Here is a 20,125-nt window from a genome sequence, read left to right on the forward strand (position 1 = left end):
CTGCTGGCCGCGGTCGTCATCGACTCGGTCTCCCGGCGCACCCAGCGGTCCGCGGGCCGCGGCTGACCGGCGCCTTCGAGCCGTCCCGTCCGGTGCCCGATCCGGAGCCCGGCCCGGAGTGTGACGAGGAACGCGGTGGCCGCCGCACACCGCCGCGAACGGAACACTAGACTCAACGGATCGGCACAGGCCCGTACGGCTCGACCAGCAAGGAGGCACGGGTGGCTCTGCTGACCCGCATCACGGGACCGCGCGATCTCGACCGGCTCAGCCCCGAACAGCTCGACCGGCTCGCTGGGGAGATCCGGACCTTCCTCGTCGACGCGGTCTCGAAGACCGGCGGTCATCTGGGGCCCAACCTGGGAGTGGTCGAGCTGACCATCGCCCTGCACCGGGTCTTCGACTCGCCCAAGGACAAGATCCTCTTCGACACCGGTCACCAGAGCTACGTGCACAAGCTGCTCACCGGGCGGCAGGACTTCTCGAAGCTGCGCGCCAAGGGCGGCCTCTCCGGCTACCCGTCACGGGCCGAGTCCGAGCACGACGTCATCGAGAACAGCCACGCCTCGACCGTACTGGGCTGGGCCGACGGCCTGGCCAAGGCCAACCAGGTGACGGGTCGCAAGGACCACGTCGTCGCGGTCATCGGCGACGGCGCGCTGACCGGCGGCATGGCCTGGGAGGCGCTGAACAACATCGCCGCCGCCAAGGACCGCCCCCTGGTGATCGTGGTCAACGACAACGAGCGCTCCTACGCGCCGACCATCGGCGGTCTGGCCAACCACCTGGCCACGCTGCGCACCACCGACGGCTACGAGCGCTTCCTGGCCCGCGGCAAGGAGATGCTCAACCGCACCCCGGTGGTCGGCAAGCCGCTGTACGAGACCCTGCACGGCGCCAAGAAGGGCCTGAAGGACGTCATCGCCCCGCAGGGGATGTTCGAGGACCTGGGCCTGAAGTACGTCGGCCCCATCGACGGCCACGACATAGCGGCCCTGGAGTCCGCCCTGGCCCGCGCCAAGCGCTTCAACGGCCCGGTCATCGTCCACTGCCTGACCGAGAAGGGCCGCGGCTACCAGCCCGCCGTCCAGGACGAGGCCGACCGCTTCCACGCCGTCGGCGTCATCCACCCCGACACGGGCCTGCCGGTGGCGGCCGCCGGCCTGGACTGGACCTCGGTCTTCGGCGAGGAGATGGTCAAGCTCGGCCACGAGCGCCCCGACATCGTCGCCATCACCGCCGCGATGCTCCAGCCGGTGGGCCTGCAGAAGTTCGCCGACACCTTCCCCGACCGCGTCTACGACGTGGGCATCGCCGAGCAGCACGGCGCGGTTTCGGCGGCCGGGCTCGCCACCGGCGGGCTGCACCCGGTCTTCGCGGTCTACGCCACCTTCCTCAACCGGGCCTTCGACCAGGTGCTGATGGACGTCGCCCTGCACAAGTGCGGGGTGACCTTCGTCCTGGACCGGGCCGGGGTCACCGGCAACGACGGCGCCTCCCACAACGGCATGTGGGACATGTCGATCCTCCAGGTCGTCCCCGGCCTGCGGATCGCCGCGCCGCGCGACGCCGACCAGTTGCGCGCCCAGCTCCGCGAGGCCGTCGAGGTGGAGGACGCCCCGACCGTCGTCCGCTTCTCCAAGGGCGCGGTCGGCCCGGCCGTCCCGGCGGTCGGCACCATCGGCGGCATGGACGTGCTGCGCGAGCCGGAGCTGGAGGAGGGCGAGCGGCCCGACGTGCTGCTGGTCTCCGTCGGCGCGCTGGCCCCGATGTGCCTGGAGGTCGCCGACCTCCTCGACCGGCAGGGCATCTCCACCACCGTGGTGGACCCGCGCTGGGTCAAGCCGGTCGACGAGGCCCTGCCGCCGCTGGCCGACCGGCACCGCGTCGTCGTCACCGTGGAGGACAACAGCCGGGTGGGCGGCGTCGGCTCCGCGATCTCCCAGGCGCTGCGGGACGCGGGCGTGGACGTGCCGCTGCGCGACTTCGGCATCCCGCCGAAGTTCCTGGACCACGCCTCCCGCGCCGAGGTGCTCGCCGAGATCGGGCTGACCGCGCCGGACATCGCCCGCCAGGTCACCGGCCTCGTCGCCAAGCTCGACGGCCGCTACGCCGACGAGGACACCGCGGAGGCCGCCCGCGACTGACGCCCGGTCCGGCCCGGCGCGGCACGGCGGGGAGCCCGCCGCGCCGGACCCCTCCCGCTCCCGGTGGGGCGGGAGGGCGGTCCGGATAGGTTGGGCCCATGCCGACCGCCGCTGAGCCGCCGCGATCCGTGGCCTCCCGGGCGACGCCGCCGACGACCGGACGGGTGCCGGGCCCCCGGGCCCGTCGGCAGGCCGGTGCCGTCGCCCACCGGCTGCTGTCCCGTCCCGCCGCGGGCCCCGGGCCGTTCTGGCCGCGGGTGCTGCCCGTGCTCCTGGTGCTGGCCGCCCTCACCCGCCTGCCGTCCTTCCTGCGCCCGGTGTGGAACCCCGACGAGGGCTTCCTCGCCACCCAGGCCCGGATGCTCGCGGACGGCGGCGTGCTCTACGACACCGTCGTGGACCGCAAGCCGCCGCTGCTGCCCTGGCTGTACCAGGGGGCGTTCGCCGTCTTCGGCGACGAGTCGCTGTGGCCGGTGAGGGCCGCGGCCGTCCTGGCGGTGGCGGCGACCGCCGCGCTGCTGGCCGCCACGGCCCGCCGCCGCTGGGGCGACCGGGCCGGGTGGACCGCCGGGGTGCTCCTCGTCCCGGTCTCGGTCGGCCTCAACCCCGAGGACGCCCAGGCGGCGAACTTCGAGGTCTTCATGCTGCCGTTCACGGCCGCCGCCGTCTGGTGCGCCGACCGCCGGCGCTGGGGCGCGGCCGGACTCGCGGTCGCCGGGGCCTTCCTGGTGAAGCAGACGGGCGGCGCCGTCCTGCTCCCCGCGGCGTACCTGCTGTGGCGGTCGGTGCCGCGCGGCCGGGAGCGGCGGGCCGCGCTCGCCCGGCTCGGCACCGGGTTCGCGCTCCCCGTCGCGGGCCTGGCCCTGGCCACCGGGTGGAGCCGCTTCCTCTTCTGGACGGTCACCGGCTCCGGCTCGTACGCCTCCTTCGGCGGCTCGGAACTGCACGTGCTCGGCCGGGGGCTGCTCAACACCGCCGTCCTGGCCGCGGGGTGCGCGGGGCTGCTGCTGCCGCTGGCGGCGGTGCTGCGCGGGCGGGTGCCGGGCCGGCGCCGCGTCCTCACGGCCGACCTGTGGGTCTGGCTGGCGGCGTCCGCGGTCGCCGTGCTCTCCGGCTTCCACTTCTTCGGGCACTACTACCTCCAGCTCCTGCCGCCGCTGGTCCTGCTGGGCACCGGGGCCCTGCACCTGCTGCCGGCCGCCCGGCTGCGCGCGGCGGCGCTGTGCTGCGCGCTGTCGTGCTCGGTGTTCCTGGGCTGGAGCGCCGTGGCGGACGGCGCCGGGCTGGACCACGCCCGGCGGGTGGCCGACGCCGCGCGCCGGCACACCGCGCCGGACGAGGAGGTGCTCATCTGGGGCATGCACCCGGAGAGCTACTGGCTGGCCGACCGCGCCCCGGCCAGCCGCTACCTCACCGCCGGTCTGCTCACCAACTTCAGCGGCGGCCGGGAGGGACACCGGGTGGGGGAGCGGTACGGCGTCGAGGGCGGCTGGCGGACCTTCCGCGCCGAACTGGCCGCCGATCCGCCCGAGGTGGTCATCGACGACTCGCGCGGCAAGCCGTACGCCCCGGCCCGGATGCCGACCCTGCGCGCCTTCCTGGCGGCGCACTACGAGCGCGCGGAGCGGGTGGACGGCGCGGTGGTCTACGTCCGGACGGACCGCACGGAGGACCACCGGGACCACCGGGACCACCCGGACCACCGGGGCCGCACGGGCCGCTGAGGGCGGGGCGGGCGCGTACGGCCGGTCAGCGGACCGAACGGGGCCCGGCCACCTCGGCGCCCAGCGCCGCCACCCGGGCGCGCAGCTCCCGGTCGGCGGTGACCACGACGCAGCGCCGCCCCCGTCCCTCGGCCGCCACCAGCTCCACGATCCGGTCGTCCCCGCTGCCCCCGGCGGCCACCACCCGCACCCCGGGCACGGAGGCCACCTCGCGCGCGGCGCCCTCCACGACCAGCACGACCTCCTCGTCCCCGCACCCGCCGTCCCGCTCGGCCCGCGCCGCGAGCCGGTCCCGCAGCCGCTCGGCCGCGCCGTGCCGGTCCCGCCACCAGCCGTCGGGCACCGAACCGACGACGTTGGCGGCGTCCACGACCAGAAGAGTGCGTTCGGACATGTCCCCCAGGGTGTCATGCAGACGGACGCGCACGGCGCGACGGCGCCCGCCCGCACGGGAGTGCGGACGGGCGCCGTGGAGAGGAAAGCCGGGACGTCGGGAAGGAGGGAAGCCGCCCTTACCGCGGGACGCTTGCCGCGCCCGGCTCCAGGAACCGCTTGCCGGTGACGCGCTCGGAGACGCCCTCGCGGTCCAGGTACGGCGTGATGCCGCCCAGGTGGAAGGGCCAGCCGGCGCCGGTGATCAGGCACAGGTCGATGTCCTGCGCCTCGGCCACCACGCCCTCGTCGAGCATCAGCCGGATCTCCCCGGCGATCGCGTCCAGGGCGCGCTCGCGGACCTGCTCCTCGGTCAGGACGGTGTCGCCGGTCTCGAAGAGGGCGGCGACCTCCGGGTCCAGCTCCGGCTTGCCGGAGTCGTACACGTACAGGTTGCGCTTGCCCGCCTCGACGACGCGGCCCAGGTTCTCCGAGACCGCGAAGCGGTCCGGGAACGCGGCGTGGAGGGTGCCCGCCACGTGGTGGGCGACGGCCGGGCCGACCAGCTCCAGCAGGACGATCGGCGACATGGGCAGGCCCAGCGGGGCCAGCGCCCGGTCGGCGACCTCCACGGGGGTGCCCTCGTCGATGGAGCGCAGCACCTCGCCCAGGAAGCGGGTCAGGATGCGGTTGACGACGAACGCCGGGGCGTCCTTGACCAGCACGGCCGTCTTCTTCAGCGACTTGGCGACCGCGAAGGCCGTCGCCAGCGAGGCGTCGTCGGTGCGCTCGGCGCGGACGATCTCCAGCAGCGGCAGGACCGCGACCGGGTTGAAGAAGTGGAAGCCCACGACCCGCTCGGGGTGCTTGAGCTTGCTCGCCATCTCGGTGACCGACAGCGAGGAGGTGTTGGTGGCCAGGATGGCGTGCTCGGGCACGACCGCCTCGACCTCGGCGAACACCTGCTGCTTGACGCCCATCTCCTCGAAGACCGCCTCGATGACGAAGTCGGCGTCCGAGAAGGCCTCGGCCTTGTCCAGGGAACCGGTCACCAGGGCCTTGAGCCGGTTGGCCTTGTCCTGGTTGACCCGGCCCTTGAGCAGCAGCTTGTCGATCTCGCCGTGGACGTAGGCCACGCCCTTGTCGATCCGCTCCTGGTCGATGTCGGTCAGGACGACCGGCACCTGGAGGCGGCGGACGAACAGCAGCGCGAGCTGGGAGGCCATCAGGCCCGCGCCGACGACGCCGACCTTGGTGACCGGGCGGGCCAGCGACTTGTCGGGGGCGCCGACCGGCCGCTTGGCGCGCTTCTGCACCAGGTTGAACGCGTACAGGCCGCTGCGCAGCTCGTCGCTCATGATCAGGTCGGCCAGGGCGCGGTCCTCGGCCTCGAAGCCCTGCCGCAGGTCGCCGTTCTTCGCCGCCGCGATGATGTCCAGCGCGCGGTACGCGGCCGGGGCCGCCCCGTGCACCTTGGCGTCGGCGATGCCGCGGCCGCGGGCGACCGCCTGGTCCCAGGCCTCGCCGCGGTCGACGTCCGGCCGGACGACCTCGATCTCGCCGCGGAGCACCGAGGCGGTCCAGGCCAGGGACTGCTCGAGGAAGTCGGCGCCGTCGAAGACGGCGTCGGCGATGCCCAGCTCGAAGACCTGCTCGCCCTTGAGCTGCTTGTTCTGGTTGAGCGAGTTCTCGATGATCACCGAGACCGCGCGGTCCGCGCCGATCAGGTTCGGCAGCAGGGTGCAGCCGCCCCAGCCGGGCACCAGCCCGAGGAAGACCTCGGGCAGGGAGAAGGCGGGAACGGCCCGGGAGACCGTGCGGTAGGTGCAGTGCAGGCCGACCTCGACGCCGCCGCCCATCGCCGCGCCGTTGTAGTACGCGAAGGTGGGCACGGCCAGGGAGGACAGGCGCTTGAAGACGTCGTGGCCGCCCTTGCCGATGGCCAGCGCGTCCTCGCGGCGCCTGATCACCTCGACGCCCTTGAGGTCGGCGCCGACGGCGAAGATGAACGGCTTGCCGGTGATGCCGACGCCGGTGATCTCGCCCCGGGCGGCCTCCTCCTCGACCTGGTCGATCGCCTTGTCCAGGTTGGCCAGCGACTGCGGCCCGAAGGTGGTGGGCTTGGTGTGGTCCAGGCCGTTGTCCAGGGTGATCAGCGCGAACCGCCCGGCACCCTGCGGGAGGTCGAGGTGGCGTACGTGCGCGCTGGTGACGACCTCGTCCGGGAACAGCTCGGCGGCGCCCTTCAACAGCTCAGCGGTGGAACTCACTTGCCCTCCCAGTGGGGGTTCTCCCAGATCACGGTGCCGCCCATGCCGAAACCGACGCACATGGTGGTCAGGCCGTAGCGGACGTGCGGCTGCTCCTCGAACTGCCGCGCGAGCTGCGTCATCAGGCGGACGCCCGACGAGGCCAGCGGGTGGCCGAACGCGATGGCGCCGCCGTACTGGTTGACGCGCGGGTCGTCGTCGGCGATGCCGTAGTGGTCCAGGAAGGCCAGCACCTGGACGGCGAACGCCTCGTTGATCTCGAACAGGCCGATGTCGTCGATCGACAGACCGGCCTTGGCCAGCGCCTTCTCGGTGGAGGGGATGGGGCCGACGCCCATGACCTCCGGCTCCACCCCCGCGAAGGCGTAGGAGACCAGGCGCATCTTGACCGGCAGGCCCAGCTCCCGCGCCACGTCCTCGGCGGCGATCAGGGAGGCGGTGGCGCCGTCGTTGAGACCGGCGGCGTTGCCCGCGGTGACGCGGCCGTGCGCGCGGAAGGGCGTCTTCAGGCCCGCGAGCTGCTCCAGGGTGGTGCCCGGGCGCATCGGCTCGTCGGCCGTGACCAGGCCCCAGCCGGCCTCGCCGCCCGACTCCTGGGCGACCGCGGCGGTGCGGCGGACGGAGATCGGCACCAGGTCGGCCTGGATCTTGCCGTCGGCGTACGCCTTGGCGGCCTTCTCCTGGCTGCGCACCGCGTACTCGTCGGCGCGCCGCTTGGTCAGGTGCGGGAAGCGGTCGTGCAGGTTCTCCGCCGTCATGCCCATGAACAGGGCGGACTCGTCGACCAGCTTCTCCGAGACGAAGCGCGGGTTGGGGTCCACGCCCTCGCCCATCGGGTGGCGGCCCATGTGCTCGACGCCGCCGGCGATGACGACGTCGTACGCGCCGAAGGCGATCGACCCGGAGGTGGTGGTCACGGCGGTCATGGCACCGGCGCACATGCGGTCGATGGAGTAGCCGGGCACCGTCGTCGGCAGCCCGGCCAGGATGCCGGCGGTGCGGCCGAGGGTGAGGCCCTGGTCGCCGATCTGGGTCGTCGCGGCGATGGCGATCTCGTCGATGCGCTCCGGGGGCAGGTCCGGGTTGCGGCGCAGCAGCTCACGGATGCACTTGACGACCAGGTCGTCGGCGCGGGTCTCGTGGTAGATGCCCTTCGGGCCCGCCTTGCCGAACGGGGTGCGGACGCCGTCGACGAAGACGACGTCCCTGACGGTACGAGGCACGATGGCTCTCCTCCAGGGTGCGGGATGGCACTGCTGCGGCACGCATGCACTGAGCGCGCGCTCAGGCCCCATGCTACTTATGAGTAACGTGGCTGCCCAGCCCTGGCGGGTCGAGCGGCGAAGGTCACATCGGCAACCGACGGCGGTAACGCGCCCCTCAGGGGCGCGGGCCCGTGCCGGTCCGCGGCTCCGCCGCGCGGGCGCACCCGCTCTCCGACGCACCCGCGGTCGGAAATCGACCCTCACCGGGACGGCGGCGCCGTGGACCCCCGAGGGGTCAGCACCGGCGTGGGAACGGGATGCGACCCCACCCCTTCCCCGGAGATCACCCCGAACAGCGTCCGCGCCACCTCCGCCCCGAACCCGTGCACGTCATGACTCATCGCGGACAGCGTCGGATGCGTCAGCCGGCACAGCTGCGAGTCGTCCCACGCCAGCAGCGACACGTCCTCCGGCACCTTCAGACCCATCTCGGCGGCCACCGACAGCCCCGCCACCGCCATGATGTCGTTGTCGTAGACGATCGCCGTGGGCCGGTCCGGCGGGGCCGCGGTCAGCAGCGAACGCGTGGCCCGTGCCCCCGCCTCACCGGAGAAGTCGGTCGCCACCTGCCACGCTCCGGCCAGCCCCAGCGCCCGCGCCGCCTCGTCGAACGCGGCCGTGCGCAGCGCCGTGTGCCCCAGCGCCGCCGTGCCGCCGACCCGGGCGATCCGCCGGTGCCCGAGCGCCGCGAGATAGCGCACGGCCTCGCCGACGGCCGTGGTGTCGTCGGTCCACACGGAGGTCAGCGAGCCGGTCAGCGACGGATGCCCGACGGCGACCACCGGCAGCCCGAGCCGCTCGGCGACCGGCACCCGGGGATCGTCCGCACGGAAGTCGACCAGGATGGAGCCGCCGATCTGCCGCCCCTTCCACCAGGACTCCAGCAGCCCGGCCTCCTCGTCGAGGTTCTTCACCAGCCGTAGCAGCAGCGAGCAGGAGTGCTCGGTCAGCACGCCCTCCAGGCCGGAGACGAACTCCATGTAGAACGGCTCCAGGCCCAGCATCCGCGCCGGGCGGCAGATCGCCAGACCCACCACGTCCACCCGCGCCCCGGCCAGCGACCGCGCGGTCAGATTGGGCGCCCAGCCCAGTTCCCGGGCGGCCTGGAAGATCCGGTCCCGGGTGGCCTCCGACAGGCCCGGCTTGTGGTTGAAGGCGAGGGAGACGGCACCCTTGGAGACGCCGGCGCGCGCGGCGACGTCCTTGATGGTGACGCGGGAGGCAGTCATCGAGAGGGCTCCATGCAGTACAGGGCGGCCCGGGCGGCGGCCGCATCGGGATTCTCCCAGTCCCGGACGCCGATGGTCACCCTCTCGCCCGGCAGCAGCGTCACCAGCCCGCGATCGGCCCGCGCCGCGGGGTCCAGCCGGTCCGCCTGGAGCAGCAGGTCCCGGACGAGGGTGCGGGCCGTCACCTCGATGCCGCCCGGCGCCAGCGCGACCTCGAAGTCCGGCCGCGGGTAGGGGATCTCCCGGTCCGGTGCCGGGAAGCGCCAGGCCCGCACGCCGTCCGCCTCCGCCACCAGGAACTCCTTCGGCCCGCCCGGCACCAGCTCGCGCGGCACCGGCACCGGCTCGACCGCCCGCCGCCCGGCGGTGAAGGGCACCTCCGCCACGCCGAGCACGTCCCCCTCGACGGACATCCGGCGCAGCGCCAGCGCCCCCGTCCAGGCCTCGCCGGCCTGGTTGACGATCGCGACCGCGAGCCCGCCGTCCGGCTCCTCCCGCACGGTCAGCAGCCGGTCCGCGTACAGTCGCCGCAGCTCGTGGTAGAGCGGCTTCTCCCGCCCGTCGCCGTCGATCGCCGCCCAGGAGGTCACCGGCCAGCAGTCGTTGAGCTGCCAGACGACCGTGCCCGCGCACACCGGCCAGTGCGACCGCCAGTGCTCGATGCCGGCGGCGATCGCCCGGGCCTGGTTGACCTGCGTCAGATAGTGCCAGCGGTCGAAGTCCCCCTCGGGGAGGACGAAATGGCGCTCCAGGCCGCGGCGCAGCTTGCCGTTGCCGTCGTCGGCCTTCTGGTGGTGGAGCATGCCGGGGGAGCCGGGGGCGAGTTCCTCGCCGGGCAGCGCCCGCCGCAGCGTGGCGTACGCGGGCGGCGCCTGCCAGCCGAACTCGGCGACGAACCGGGGCACGCTCAGCCGGTAGTCCGCGTAGTCCTCCCGGTTCCACACCTCCCAGGAGTGGTGGGTGCCGTGCGCCGGTTCGTTCGGGTGGTGCCGCCAGGAGCCGGACCAGGGGCTGCCCGCCGTGTACGGCCGCGTCGGATCCAGCTCGGCCACGATCCGCGGCAGGACGCCCAGGTAGTACCCCTCACCCCAGGAGTCCCCGGCCAGCCGCCGCTCCCAGTCCCAGTCGCGGAAGCCCCACAGGTTCTCGTTGTTGCCGTTCCACAGCACCAGCGAGGGGTGCGGCATCAGCCGGACGACGTTCTCCCGGGCCTCCGCCTCCACCTCGCCGCGCAGTGGCTGCTCCTCCGGGTAGGCGGCGCAGGCGAACGGGAAGTCCTGCCACACCAGCAGGCCCAGATCGTCGCAGGCGTCGTAGAAGTCCTCGCTCTCGTAGATCCCGCCGCCCCACACCCGCACCAGGTCCACGCCCGCGGCGGCCGCCTGGCCGAGCCGCTCGCGGTAGCGCTCGCGGGTGATCCGGGACGGGAACACGTCGTCCGGGATCCAGTTGACGCCCCGCGCGAAGAGGCGTTCGCCGTTGACGACCAGGGTGAACCCGGTGCCGTGGGCGTCGGCCGAGGTGTCCAGCCGGACGGTCCGGAAGCCCACGCGCCGCCGCCAGACGTCGAGCCGGTCGGCGCCGTGCAGGAGGGTCACCTCCACGTCGTACAGCGGCTGCGCGCCGTAGCCGCGCGGCCACCACAGCGCGGCCTGCGGCACCCGCAGCCGTACGACCCCCCGCGCGCCGTCGAGGCGCGCGCGGGCCACCGTCCCGCCGACCCGGGCCTCGACCGTCAGGTCCGCCTCGACGCGGGTGCGCTCCACGTCCAGGTGCAGCTCCACGACCCCGGTGCCGTCCTCGACGGTGACCAGCGGGCGGACGCGGGCGAGGCGGGCCGTCGACCAGTGCTCCAGGCGTACCGGCCGCCAGATGCCGGCGGTGACCAGGGTGGGGCCCCAGTCCCAGCCGAAGGAGCAGGCCATCTTGCGCAGATACTGGTACGGCTCGGCGTAGGCGCCCGGGCGCTCGCCCAGTGTGCCGCGGACGGCCTCCGCCTCGGTGTACGCGGAGGCGAACCGGACCGTCAGCCGTCCGGTCAGACCGGTGACGTCGAAGCGGTACGCGCGGTGCATGTTGCGGACCCGGCCGAGGAGCCGTCCGTCCAGCCGGATCTCGGCCACCGTGTCCAGGCCGTCGAAGACGAGGTCGGTCTGCTCGTGCGGGGAACGGGCAGCGGTGAGGTCCAGGTCTCGCTCGTACGTCCACTCCCGGCGGCCCACCCACGCCACGTCGGTCTCGTTGCGGCCGAGGAACGGATCCGGGATCGCCCCGGCGGCCAGCAGGTCGGTGTGCACGCACCCGGGCACGGCGGCGGGGAGCGCGGCCCCTTCGTGCCGCAGGTTCCAGCCGTGGTCGAGCGGTGTGGCCTCCAGCATGCGCACTCCCTTAACCGGTCGATGCCCAAAGCCGGTCACGTTTTCGCAACCTTGGCGAGATACGGACTTTACCGGTTAAGAAAGCGCTGTCAGAGTGCCGAATCAGCCAACCCGCAGTGCTCGTCCGTCCCCCTGAACGGAGCTGACGCACATGAACCACCGCCGCCCCCTCCTCGCCCTCTCCGCAGCCGCCCTGCTGCTCTCCGCGTGCACCGGCACGGGAGGCACCGCCCAGGGCGCGGACGCCGAGGCCCCCGACGACCCGTCGAAGGTCAGCGGAACCATCACGGTCCTCACCGTGCGCACCGACCTGGTCCAGGACGGCACGATGGACCGGTACGCCGCCGAGTTCCGCGAGACCTATCCGAAGGTGAAGGTCGAGTTCCAGGCCCTCACCAACTACGAGGCCGAGATCAAGATCCGGATGAACACCGAGAACTACGGCGACGTCCTGCTGATCCCCGCGGTGATCGAGAAGGCCGACTACCCGAAGTTCTTCGCGTCGCTCGGCACCCGGGAGGAACGCGAGGAGAAGTACCGCTTCACCGACTTCACGGCCGTCGACGGCAAGGTCTACGGGCAGAGCCCGGTCGGCGTCGCCCCCGGTTTCGTCTACAACAAGCGGGTCTGGCGGGAGGCCGGGATCACCGACTGGCCCACCACCCCCGCCGAGTTCCTGGCCGGTCTGAAGGCGATCAAGTCCAGGACGGACGCGACTCCGTACTACACCAACTTCGCCGCCCAGTGGCCGCTCACCTCGTGGACGTACGTCAACGGCTCCGTCAGCTGCGACACCGGCGCCACCACCGAGCTCGCCGAGGGCGACCCCTGGGCGGAGGGCGCCGATCTGCGCGTCGGAGACACCCTGCTGCACGACATCGTCCGGCAGGGCCTCGCCGAGAAGGACCCGACCACCACCAACTGGGAGGCGTCCAAGACCCGGCTGGCCAGGGGCGAGATCGCCACCCAGTGGCTCGGCACCTGGGCGATCGTCCAGTTCCAGGACGCCGCCCGCAAGGCCGGCGCGAACCCCGACGACATCGGCTTCATGCCCTTCCCCGCCCAGGTGGACGGGACGTTCTGCGCGGTCGTCGCTCCCGACTACAACCAGGCCGTCAACATCCACTCCGACCACAAGGAGGCGGCCCGCGCCTGGATCGACTGGTTCACCGACAAGTCCGGCTACGTCGAGGACAACCTCGCCATCTCCCCGCTCCAGGACGCTCCCCTGCCCGAGGTGCTGAAGCCGTACGAGACGGAGGGCGTGAAGCTCATCGAGGTCGACGACGCCCAGGGCGCCAAGGTGAAGCAGATCGACAACGAGTCCGAGATCGGCATCTACAAGCCGGACTACCGCCAGGACCTCGTCGACCTCGCCCGCGGCGCGAGGAAGGGCAGCCTCGACGACTTCCTCGACGACCTCGGCAAGCGCTGGACCGAGACCCGGAAGAAGCTGGGGTCCTGATGGCGGACACCGCGCAGAAGGCCCCCGCGCACCTCCCCGCCGCACCCCCCGCCCCACGGCCGGCTCCGGCCTCCCGCGGGGCCCGGCTGCGGCGGGGCGTCACCCCCTGGCTGTTCCTGCTGGCCCCCCTGGCGCTGCTGGTCACCTTCACCTACGCGCCGATCGCCAACATGGTCGCCTACAGCTTCACCGACTGGGACGGCGTCAGCCCCGAACTGAGCTGGACGGGCGCCGAGAACTACGTGGAGATCTTCACCCGCGAGGACCTCTTCCAGGTCTTCTTCGTCTCCGGCTACTACCTCGCCGCCTCCGCGGTGCAGATCGTCGCCGCCCTCTACTTCGCCACCATCCTCAGCTTCGACATCCGCTTCCGGAACTTCTTCAAGGGCGTGCTCTTCTTCCCGTACCTGATCAACGGGGTGGCGATCGGCTTCGTCTTCCTCTACTTCTTCCAGGACGGCGGCACCCTCGACTCGGTGCTCGGCCTGTTCGGCGCGGACCCCGGCCACGCCTGGCTGGGCGACCCCACCTCCGCGAACACCTCCCTCGCGGGCGTCTCGATCTGGCGCTACCTCGGACTGAACTTCGTCCTGTTCCTGGGCGCCATCCAGTCCATCCCGGGCGAGCTGTACGAGGCGGCCGAGCTGGACGGGGCGGGCCGCTGGCAGCAGTTCCGGCACATCATCGCGCCCGGCATCAAGCCGGTCCTGACCCTGACCGTGATCCTGTCCGTCTCCGGCTCGCTGTCCGCCTTCGAGATCCCGTACATCATGACCGGCGGCGCCACCGGCACCGAGACCTTCGTGATCCAGACCGTGAAGCTGGCCTTCCAGTTCAACAAGACGGGGCTCGCCTCCGCGGCGGCCGTCGTGCTGCTGCTGATCATCCTGCTGGTCACCTGGGTGCAGCGGCGCCTCGTCCCCGACGAGAGGGTGGACCTCGTATGACCCGCCGTGTGGTGGCCCGCACCCTGGTGTACCTGTCACTGGTCCTGGCGGCCCTCGTCGTCCTGCTGCCGCTGGCCGTGGTCCTGCTGACCTCGCTCAAGACCGAGAAGGAGATGGCGGACGACAGCGGGGCGCTGACCCTGCCGGACAACCTGCTGAACTTCGCGAACTACGCGACGGCGTTCCAGGACGGCCGGATGCTCTCCGCCTTCGGCAACACGGCCCTCATCCTGCTCTTCGCCATCGGCGGCACGGTGCTGATCGGCTCGATGACGGCGTACGCGATCGACCGCTTCCGGTTCCGCTTCCGCAAGCTGGTGCTGGCGGGCTTCCTGGTCGCCGCGCTGGTGCCCGGGGTGACCACTCAGGTCGCGACCTTCCAGATCGTCAACAGCTTCGGGATGTTCGACTCCCTCTGGGCGCCGATCGCCCTCTACATGGGCACGGACATCGTCTCGATCTACATCTTCCTGCAGTTCGTCCGGTCCATCCCGGTCTCCCTGGACGAGGCGGCCCGCCTGGACGGCGCCGGCGCCTTCACGATCTACCGCAAGATCATCTTCCCGCTGCTGAAACCGGCGATCGCCACCGTCGTCATCGTCAAGGGGATCACCGTCTACAACGACTTCTACATCCCCTTCCTCTACATGCCGTCCGAAGACCTTGGCGTGATCTCGACGTCCCTGTTCCGCTTCCGGGGCCCCTTCGGCGCCCACTGGGAGACGATCTCGGCGGGAGCGGTCCTGGTGATCCTGCCGACCCTCATCGTCTTCCTGGCGCTGCAGAGGTTCATCTACAACGGCTTCATGAAAGGCGCGACGAGGTGATCCCGCCTCAGGGGCGCGGGGAACCGCCCGAGAAACCACAGACACCCCGCACCCGCCCGACGACAAGAACCCCTACGGCGCCTTGGCGGACAACGCCTCCACCAGCACCGGTGTCACCAGCTCGACCTGCCAGGGCCGGGCGCCGTAACCCACCAGCGCCTGCGAAACGCCCTCGGCGTCCAAGGACTTCGGCGGCTCCCAGCACACCCGCCGTACCGCGTCCGGAGCGACCAGGTTCTCCTGCGGCAGATTCAGCTCCTCGGCCAGCGCGGTGACCCCCGCGCGAGCCGCCGACAGCCGTGCGGCGGCGGCCGGGTCCTTGTCGGCCCACGCCCGCGGCGGCGGAGGTCCCGGCACCTGCTGACCGGGCTGCGGCAGCCGTGACTCGGGCAGCGCCTTGGCCCGGTCGACCGCGGCCTGCCACTGCTCCAGCTGCCGCCGCCCCATCCGGTGCCCGAACCCGCTCAGCGCGGACAGGGCGTGGACGTTGCCCGGAAGGGAGAGCGCGGCCTCCACGATGGCCGCGTCCGACAGCACCTTGCCCGGCGACACATCGCGCCGCTGGGCGATCCGGTCCCGGGCCTCCCACAGCTCGCGCACCACGGCGAGCTGCCGCCGGCGCCGCACCTTGTGCATGCCGGACGTCCGCCGCCAGGGATCCTTGCGGGGCTCGGCCGGCGGCGCCGACGCGATGGCGTCGAACTCCTGGTGCGCCCACTCCAGCTTGCCCTGCCGGTCCAGCTCCTTCTCCAGCGCGTCCCGCAGGTCGACCAGCAGCTCGACGTCGAGGGCGGCGTAGCGCAGCCAGGGCTCGGGCAGCGGGCGGGTGGACCAGTCGACGGCGGAGTGGCCCTTCTCCAGGACGTAGCCGAGGACGTTCTCGACCATGGCGCCGAGGCCGACGCGCGGGAATCCGGCGAGCCGCCCGGCCAGCTCGGTGTCGAACAGCCGGGTGGGCACCATGCCTATCTCGCGCAGACAGGGCAGGTCCTGGGTGGCGGCGTGCAGCACCCATTCCACGCCGGACAGCGCCTCGCCGAGCCCGGACAGGTCGGGGCAGGCGACGGGGTCGATCAGCGCGGTGCCGGCGCCCTCACGGCGCAGCTGCACCAGGTAGGCGCGCTGGCCGTAGCGGTAGCCGGACGCGCGCTCGGCGTCGACGGCGACGGGTCCGGAGCCGGCGGCGAAGGCGGCGATCACCTCGGCGAGGGCCGCCTCGTCCGCGATCACGGGCGGAATGCCCTCGCGGGGCTCCAGCAAGGGGATCGGCGCCTCCGTAGCAGAAGATCCGCCGTCGTCCGGAGGGGCGCCTCCGGTGGTTCGCAGTGAACTGTCTGCTGCGGTGTCGTGGGCGTCGGTCACCTGTCAAGGGTATCCGTGGATACGCCGAGCCCGTCGACGGAACGTTCCGTCGACGGGCACCGGAGGGTCGTAAACCGGTCAGCTCGGGGGAATCACCGGGTGGCGGGCGGGGGTCAGTGGATGATGCCGGTGCGCAGGGCCACCGCGACCATGCCGGCGCGGTCACCGGTGCCCAGCTTGCGGGCGATGCGGGCGAGATGGCTCTTGACGGTCAGCGCGGACAGGCCCATCGAGACGCCGATGGCCTTGTTGGACTGCCCTTCGGCGACCAGTCGCAGCACCTCCACCTCGCGGCCGGACAGCTCGCGGTAGCCGCCCGGGTGGCTCGGGGCACCCGGGGGGCGGCGGTGGAGGCGGGCGGCGGCCGCGCCGATGGGGGCGGCACCGGGCCGGGTGGGGAGCCCGACGTTGGTGCGGGTGCCGGTGACGACATAGCCCTTGACGCCGCCCGCGAGTGCGTTGCGGACCGCGCCGATGTCGTCGGCGGCGGAGAGGGCGAGCCCGTTGGGCCAGCCCGCGGCGCGCGTCTCGGACAGCAGGGTCAGGCCGGAGCCGTCGGGCAGGTGGACGTCGGCGACGCAGATGTCGCGGGGGTTGCCGATGCGGGGACGAGCCTCGGCGATGGACGACGCCTCGATGACGTCGCGCACACCGAGCGCCCACAGATGGCGGGTCACGGTGGAGCGGACGCGGGGATCGGCGACGACGACCATGGCGGTGGGCTTGTTCGGGCGGTAGGCGACCAGGCTTGCGGGCTGCTCGAGGAGAACGGACACCAGGCCTCCTGGGGTGCGGACGGCTTTGAAGGTCACAGACGTCTTCGGCACCAAACCTCGTGTCCTTTAGAGAATGATCACGATCTAGTGAGTAGTAATCGGTGCAATTCGGACACGCGGTCGATCGTTCGGTGAACGAATCGGTTCGTTCGAGGGATCACTCCTGATTGAAAGTGGCCGTATCGACAAAGAGATGGTCAGTGAGAGGCTCCAAGAGAGGGAAGTGACAGGGGTAAACCGCAGAGGGAGCGGGAGAGGGAAGCAGAAGCGCGCGGGGAGGGCGCGGGGAGGGCGCGCGCTCAGCGCGACTGCGGTCCCCGCCGCTGCGGCAGCGTCACCACCGACGCGTCACCCGGACCGGCCGGGGGCAGCCCCGCGACCTGGGCCAGCAGATCGCACCAGGACGCCAGATGCGCCCCCGTGTCCGGCACGCCGCCCAGGCCCTCCCGGGGCGTCCACGAGGCCCGGATCTCGATCTGTGAGGCGGACGGGCGCGCCGCCAGCCCGCCGAAGTAGTGGGAGCTGGCCCGCGTGACGGTGCCGCTCGGCTCGCCGTACGTCAGCCCGCGCGCCTGGAGCGCTCCGGTCAGCCACGACCAGCAGACCTCCGGCAGCAGCGGATCGGCCGCCATCTCCGCCTCCAGCTCCGCGCGCACCAGCGTCACCAGCCGGAAGGTGCCGCGCCAGGCCTCGTGCCCGGCCGGGTCGTGCAGCAGCACCAGGCGACCGTCGGCCAGATCCTGGTCACCGTCGACGACCGCCGCCTCCAGGGCGTACGCGTACGGCGCGAGCCGCTGCGGGGCCCTGGTCGGCTCGACCTCGACCTGCGGGCGCAGCCGTGCCGACCGCAGCGCGTCGACGGCGGACCGGAAGACCGGCGGAGCCGTCTCGCCCGTATGCAGATCCCTCTCCTTCGGGTCGTCCATTCCGCCAGCGCCGTCCGAGCGTCGTCCCTGAGCCGCAGCCATGCGGGGAAGGTTAAGCGGAACGGGCGCCCGGCGCAGGGAGACACCCCGCCGGGCGCACCGGGGTGCGGAGGGCCGGGCCGGGGCCGTCGGCCCGCCGTGCGAAACTTGCCCCGTGAGTGCCAACCAGACGCAGCCTTCCGCGACGTACGACTCCGCCTTCCTCAGGGCGTGCAGGCGCGAACCCGTGCCGCACACGCCCGTGTGGTTCATGCGGCAGGCCGGGCGCTCGCTGCCCGAGTACCGCAAGGTCCGCGAGGGCATCCCCATGCTGGAGTCCTGCATGCGGCCGGAGCTGGTCACCGAGATCACCCTCCAGCCGGTGCGCCGGCACGGCGTGGACGCGGCGATCTACTTCAGCGACATCGTCGTCCCGCTCAAGGCCATCGGCGTCGACCTCGACATCAAGCCCGGCGTCGGCCCGGTCGTCGAGCGCCCGATCCGCTCCCGCGCGGACCTGGCCCAGCTGCGCGACCTCACCCCCGAGGACGTCTCGTACGTCACCGAGGCCATCGGCCTGCTCACCCGCGAGCTGGGCGCCACCCCGCTGATCGGCTTCGCGGGCGCCCCGTTCACCCTCGCCAGCTACCTCGTCGAGGGCGGCCCGTCGCGCACGTACGAGAACGCCAAGGCGATGATGTACGGCGACCCCGAGCTGTGGGCCGACCTGCTCGACCGCCTCGCCGACATCACGGCCGCGTTCCTGAAGGTGCAGATCGAGGCGGGAGCCTCGGCGGTCCAGCTGTTCGACTCCTGGGCCGGCGCGCTCGCCCCCGTCGACTACCGGCGCTCCGTGCTGCCCGCCTCGGCGAAGGTCTTCCGGGCCGTCGCGGACTACGGCGTGCCGCGCATCCACTTCGGCGTCGGCACCGGCGAGCTGCTGGGCCTCATGGGCGAGGCAGGGGCGGACGTCGTCGGCGTCGACTGGCGCGTCCCGCTCGACGAGGCCGCCCGCCGGGTCGGCCCCGGCAAGGCGCTCCAGGGCAACCTCGACCCGACCGTCCTGTTCGCCTCCACGGAGGCCGTCGAGGCCAAGACCCGCGAGGTGCTGGACTCCGCGGCCGGCCTGGAGGGCCACGTCTTCAACCTCGGCCACGGCGTCATGCCGTCCACCGACCCGGACGCGCTGACCCGCCTGGTCGACTACGTCCACACCCGGACCGCCCGCTAGCCGCTCACCACGTGTACCGGGGCCGTGCCCGCCTGCCGAAGAGCAGGCCGCGCGGCTCCGGCGGCGGTGGGGTGCCCGGCCTGAGCGGCCAGGCGAGCAGCATCCCGGCGAGGAAGCCGGCGATGTGCGCCGCGTACGCCACGGTGCCCGCGTCGGAGAGGCCCTGGCCGGAGGAGTACACCGCCTGGAGGCCGAACCAGAACCCCAGGACCAGCCAGGCGGGCAGCCGCAGCGGCAGGAAGACCAGGAACGGCACCAGGACCCACACCCGGGCCTTCGGATACAGCACCAGATAGGCACCGAGCACCCCGGCGATCGCCCCGGAGGCGCCGATCAGCGGCTCGGCGGAGCCGGCGTTCAGCAGCGCGAAGCCGTAGGTCGCCGCGTAGCCGCAGACCGCGTAGAAGAGCGCGAAGCGCACATGGCCCATGCGGTCCTCGATGTTGTTCCCGAAGATCAGCAGGAACAGCATGTTGCCCAGCAGGTGCAGCCACCCGCCGTGCAGGAACAGCGCCGTCAGCACGCTCAGCTCCGGCGACTTGTCGTAGCCCGGCGGGCCGACGACACAACCCGGCCCCTGCGGGCCCACCGCGGTCTCGCCGGTCGGCACCAGCCGCGGCATCCGGTGATGGATCAGCTCCTGCGGCACGGCGGCGTACTGGTCCAGGAACGCGTGCAGATGGCACTGCTGGGCGAGGGCGCTGTCCCCGGCCACGGAACCGGCCAGGCCGGGCATGAACAGGAACACCAGCACGTTGGCGGCGATCAGCGCGTACGTCACCCAGGGCGTACGACGCGCCGGGTTCACGTCATGGACGGGGATGACCACAAGGGACTACTGCCCGGGATGCGTGCCCCGAATCGGTGAACGGAGCCGTCCGCACCTCCGTATGTCCCGGCGACCGTCCGTGCCACGACGACGTGAGGAACAGGCGATGAGCGACCGTACGACCCCTCCGATGCACGCCCTGCCCGACGGCGAGGCGGAACTCGCCCTCGTGGTCCGGCTCCCCTGGGAGGACGTCGCCCGGCTCGGCCAGGAGGCCGGGCGGCTGGCCGCGCAGATGCAGCGGCCGGTGACGCTGGACGAGGCCGTCAGCCACCGGCTGCGGTCGGCGCGCGTGCCGGCGCCCGCGGCGCACGCGCGGACGGAGCAGCCGGCTGCGGTGGCTTCGCTGCCGAGGATGAGCGGGTCGGCCTAGACCGGCCGCGGGGTGCGGACCGGCT

Annotated in this window: 16 protein-coding genes; 7 read left to right on the forward strand and 9 right to left on the reverse strand. The window is 72.6% G+C overall.

Annotated elements, in window-relative coordinates; genetic code table 11:
* Positions 1 to 221: 221 nt before the first annotated feature.
* Both dxs and VE614_RS31830 read left to right on the forward strand, forming a co-directional pair.
* Positions 222 to 2,147, forward strand: coding sequence for a 1-deoxy-D-xylulose-5-phosphate synthase (dxs, locus tag VE614_RS31825; protein WP_324945204.1), 1,926 nt, complete (start codon positions 222 to 224; stop codon positions 2,145 to 2,147).
* A gap of 98 nt (positions 2,148 to 2,245) precedes the next feature.
* Positions 2,246 to 3,871 (forward strand): glycosyltransferase family 39 protein, encoded by a 1,626-nt coding sequence (locus VE614_RS31830; RefSeq protein ID WP_324945207.1) that lies wholly within the window; start codon positions 2,246 to 2,248, stop codon positions 3,869 to 3,871.
* A 25-nt stretch (positions 3,872 to 3,896) separates the two neighbouring features.
* Here the strand turns inward: VE614_RS31830 and VE614_RS31835 are convergent, their stop codons facing one another.
* The 5 genes from VE614_RS31835 to VE614_RS31855 all read right to left on the reverse strand — a co-directional run bounded on the left by VE614_RS31835 (position 3,897) and on the right by VE614_RS31855 (position 11,385).
* Complete coding sequence (locus VE614_RS31835; protein ID WP_324922778.1) at positions 3,897 to 4,265, reverse strand: NYN domain-containing protein; 369 nt, start codon at positions 4,263 to 4,265, stop codon at positions 3,897 to 3,899.
* A 118-nt stretch (positions 4,266 to 4,383) separates the two neighbouring features.
* Positions 4,384 to 6,513 carry a 3-hydroxyacyl-CoA dehydrogenase NAD-binding domain-containing protein gene (locus tag VE614_RS31840; RefSeq protein WP_324922779.1) on the reverse strand — a complete coding sequence of 710 codons (2,130 nt, stop codon included), beginning with the start codon at positions 6,511 to 6,513 and terminating at the stop codon, positions 4,384 to 4,386.
* Positions 6,510 to 7,736: an acetyl-CoA C-acyltransferase gene (locus tag VE614_RS31845; protein WP_324945209.1), complete on the reverse strand. Its 1,227-nt coding sequence runs from the start codon at positions 7,734 to 7,736 to the stop codon at positions 6,510 to 6,512. The genes VE614_RS31840 and VE614_RS31845 overlap by 4 nt, the downstream gene beginning before the upstream one ends.
* Before the next feature lie 242 nt (positions 7,737 to 7,978).
* Complete coding sequence (locus tag VE614_RS31850; RefSeq protein WP_324945213.1) at positions 7,979 to 9,007, reverse strand: LacI family DNA-binding transcriptional regulator; 1,029 nt, start codon at positions 9,005 to 9,007, stop codon at positions 7,979 to 7,981.
* Positions 9,004 to 11,385, reverse strand: a complete 2,382-nt coding sequence (locus VE614_RS31855; protein ID WP_324945216.1) for a glycoside hydrolase family 2 protein — start codon at positions 11,383 to 11,385, stop codon at positions 9,004 to 9,006. Before VE614_RS31855 ends, VE614_RS31850 begins: the two co-directional genes overlap by 4 nt.
* A 151-nt stretch (positions 11,386 to 11,536) precedes the next feature.
* On the opposite strand from VE614_RS31855, the gene VE614_RS31860 reads away from it, so the two are divergent.
* Genes VE614_RS31860 through VE614_RS31870 form a run of 3 tightly spaced genes read left to right on the forward strand, consistent with a single transcriptional unit; the run spans position 11,537 to position 14,624 of the window.
* The gene (locus tag VE614_RS31860; protein WP_324945219.1) at positions 11,537 to 12,850 is read left to right on the forward strand and encodes an ABC transporter substrate-binding protein; all 1,314 of its coding nucleotides are present in this window, start codon (positions 11,537 to 11,539) and stop codon (positions 12,848 to 12,850) included.
* A complete protein-coding gene (locus tag VE614_RS31865) occupies positions 12,850 to 13,797 on the forward strand; it encodes a sugar ABC transporter permease (RefSeq protein ID WP_324945223.1) in 948 nt (315 codons plus the stop codon). The genes VE614_RS31860 and VE614_RS31865 overlap by 1 nt, the downstream gene beginning before the upstream one ends.
* Complete coding sequence (locus VE614_RS31870) at positions 13,794 to 14,624, forward strand: carbohydrate ABC transporter permease (RefSeq protein ID WP_324945227.1); 831 nt, start codon at positions 13,794 to 13,796, stop codon at positions 14,622 to 14,624. Before VE614_RS31865 ends, VE614_RS31870 begins: the two co-directional genes overlap by 4 nt.
* A gap of 72 nt (positions 14,625 to 14,696) precedes the next feature.
* On the opposite strand, the gene VE614_RS31875 is transcribed toward VE614_RS31870, so the two are convergent.
* The 3 genes from VE614_RS31875 to VE614_RS31885 all read right to left on the reverse strand — a co-directional run bounded on the left by VE614_RS31875 (position 14,697) and on the right by VE614_RS31885 (position 17,730).
* On the reverse strand, positions 14,697 to 15,986 hold the full coding sequence (locus VE614_RS31875; RefSeq protein WP_324945230.1) for a ribonuclease D: 1,290 nt from the start codon (positions 15,984 to 15,986) through the stop codon (positions 14,697 to 14,699).
* A gap of 113 nt (positions 15,987 to 16,099) precedes the next feature.
* On the reverse strand, positions 16,100 to 16,762 hold the full coding sequence (locus tag VE614_RS31880) for a response regulator transcription factor (RefSeq protein WP_003993737.1): 663 nt from the start codon (positions 16,760 to 16,762) through the stop codon (positions 16,100 to 16,102).
* A 299-nt stretch (positions 16,763 to 17,061) separates the two neighbouring features.
* Entirely contained in the window at positions 17,062 to 17,730 is a 669-nt protein-coding gene (locus tag VE614_RS31885; RefSeq protein ID WP_324945233.1) for a DUF3000 domain-containing protein, read from the reverse strand.
* A 112-nt stretch (positions 17,731 to 17,842) separates the two neighbouring features.
* On the opposite strand from VE614_RS31885, the gene hemE reads away from it, so the two are divergent.
* Positions 17,843 to 18,898: a uroporphyrinogen decarboxylase gene (gene hemE, locus VE614_RS31890; RefSeq protein ID WP_324945236.1), complete on the forward strand. Its 1,056-nt coding sequence runs from the start codon at positions 17,843 to 17,845 to the stop codon at positions 18,896 to 18,898.
* 4 nt (positions 18,899 to 18,902) lie between these two features.
* Here the strand turns inward: hemE and VE614_RS31895 are convergent, their stop codons facing one another.
* Entirely contained in the window at positions 18,903 to 19,727 is an 825-nt protein-coding gene (locus tag VE614_RS31895) for a rhomboid family intramembrane serine protease (protein ID WP_324945239.1), read from the reverse strand.
* A gap of 106 nt (positions 19,728 to 19,833) precedes the next feature.
* On the opposite strand from VE614_RS31895, the gene VE614_RS31900 reads away from it, so the two are divergent.
* Positions 19,834 to 20,100, forward strand: a complete 267-nt coding sequence (locus VE614_RS31900; RefSeq protein ID WP_324945242.1) for a hypothetical protein — start codon at positions 19,834 to 19,836, stop codon at positions 20,098 to 20,100.
* The last annotated feature ends 25 nt before the right edge of the window (positions 20,101 to 20,125 follow it).

The sequence above is a fragment of the Streptomyces sp. genome (assembly GCF_035645055.1).
Classification (GTDB): Bacteria; Actinomycetota; Actinomycetes; order Streptomycetales; family Streptomycetaceae; genus Streptomyces.

Bases quoted from the DNA above. Each gene is read 5' to 3' on its own strand.
- VE614_RS31850 (WP_324945213.1), bottom strand. From the start codon at position 9,007: ATGACTGCCTCCCGCGTCACCATCAAGGACGTCGCCGCGCGCGCCGGC.
- VE614_RS31885 (WP_324945233.1), bottom strand. From the start codon at position 17,730: ATGGCTGCGGCTCAGGGACGACGCTCGGACGGCGCTGGCGGAATGGAC.
- VE614_RS31855 (WP_324945216.1), bottom strand. From the start codon at position 11,385: ATGCTGGAGGCCACACCGCTCGACCACGGCTGGAACCTGCGGCACGAA.
- VE614_RS31900 (WP_324945242.1), top strand. From the start codon at position 19,834: ATGAGCGACCGTACGACCCCTCCGATGCACGCCCTGCCCGACGGCGAG.
- VE614_RS31870 (WP_324945227.1), top strand. From the start codon at position 13,794: ATGACCCGCCGTGTGGTGGCCCGCACCCTGGTGTACCTGTCACTGGTC.
- VE614_RS31865 (WP_324945223.1), top strand. From the start codon at position 12,850: ATGGCGGACACCGCGCAGAAGGCCCCCGCGCACCTCCCCGCCGCACCC.
- VE614_RS31860 (WP_324945219.1), top strand. From the start codon at position 11,537: ATGAACCACCGCCGCCCCCTCCTCGCCCTCTCCGCAGCCGCCCTGCTG.
- VE614_RS31830 (WP_324945207.1), top strand. From the start codon at position 2,246: ATGCCGACCGCCGCTGAGCCGCCGCGATCCGTGGCCTCCCGGGCGACG.
- VE614_RS31835 (WP_324922778.1), bottom strand. From the start codon at position 4,265: ATGTCCGAACGCACTCTTCTGGTCGTGGACGCCGCCAACGTCGTCGGT.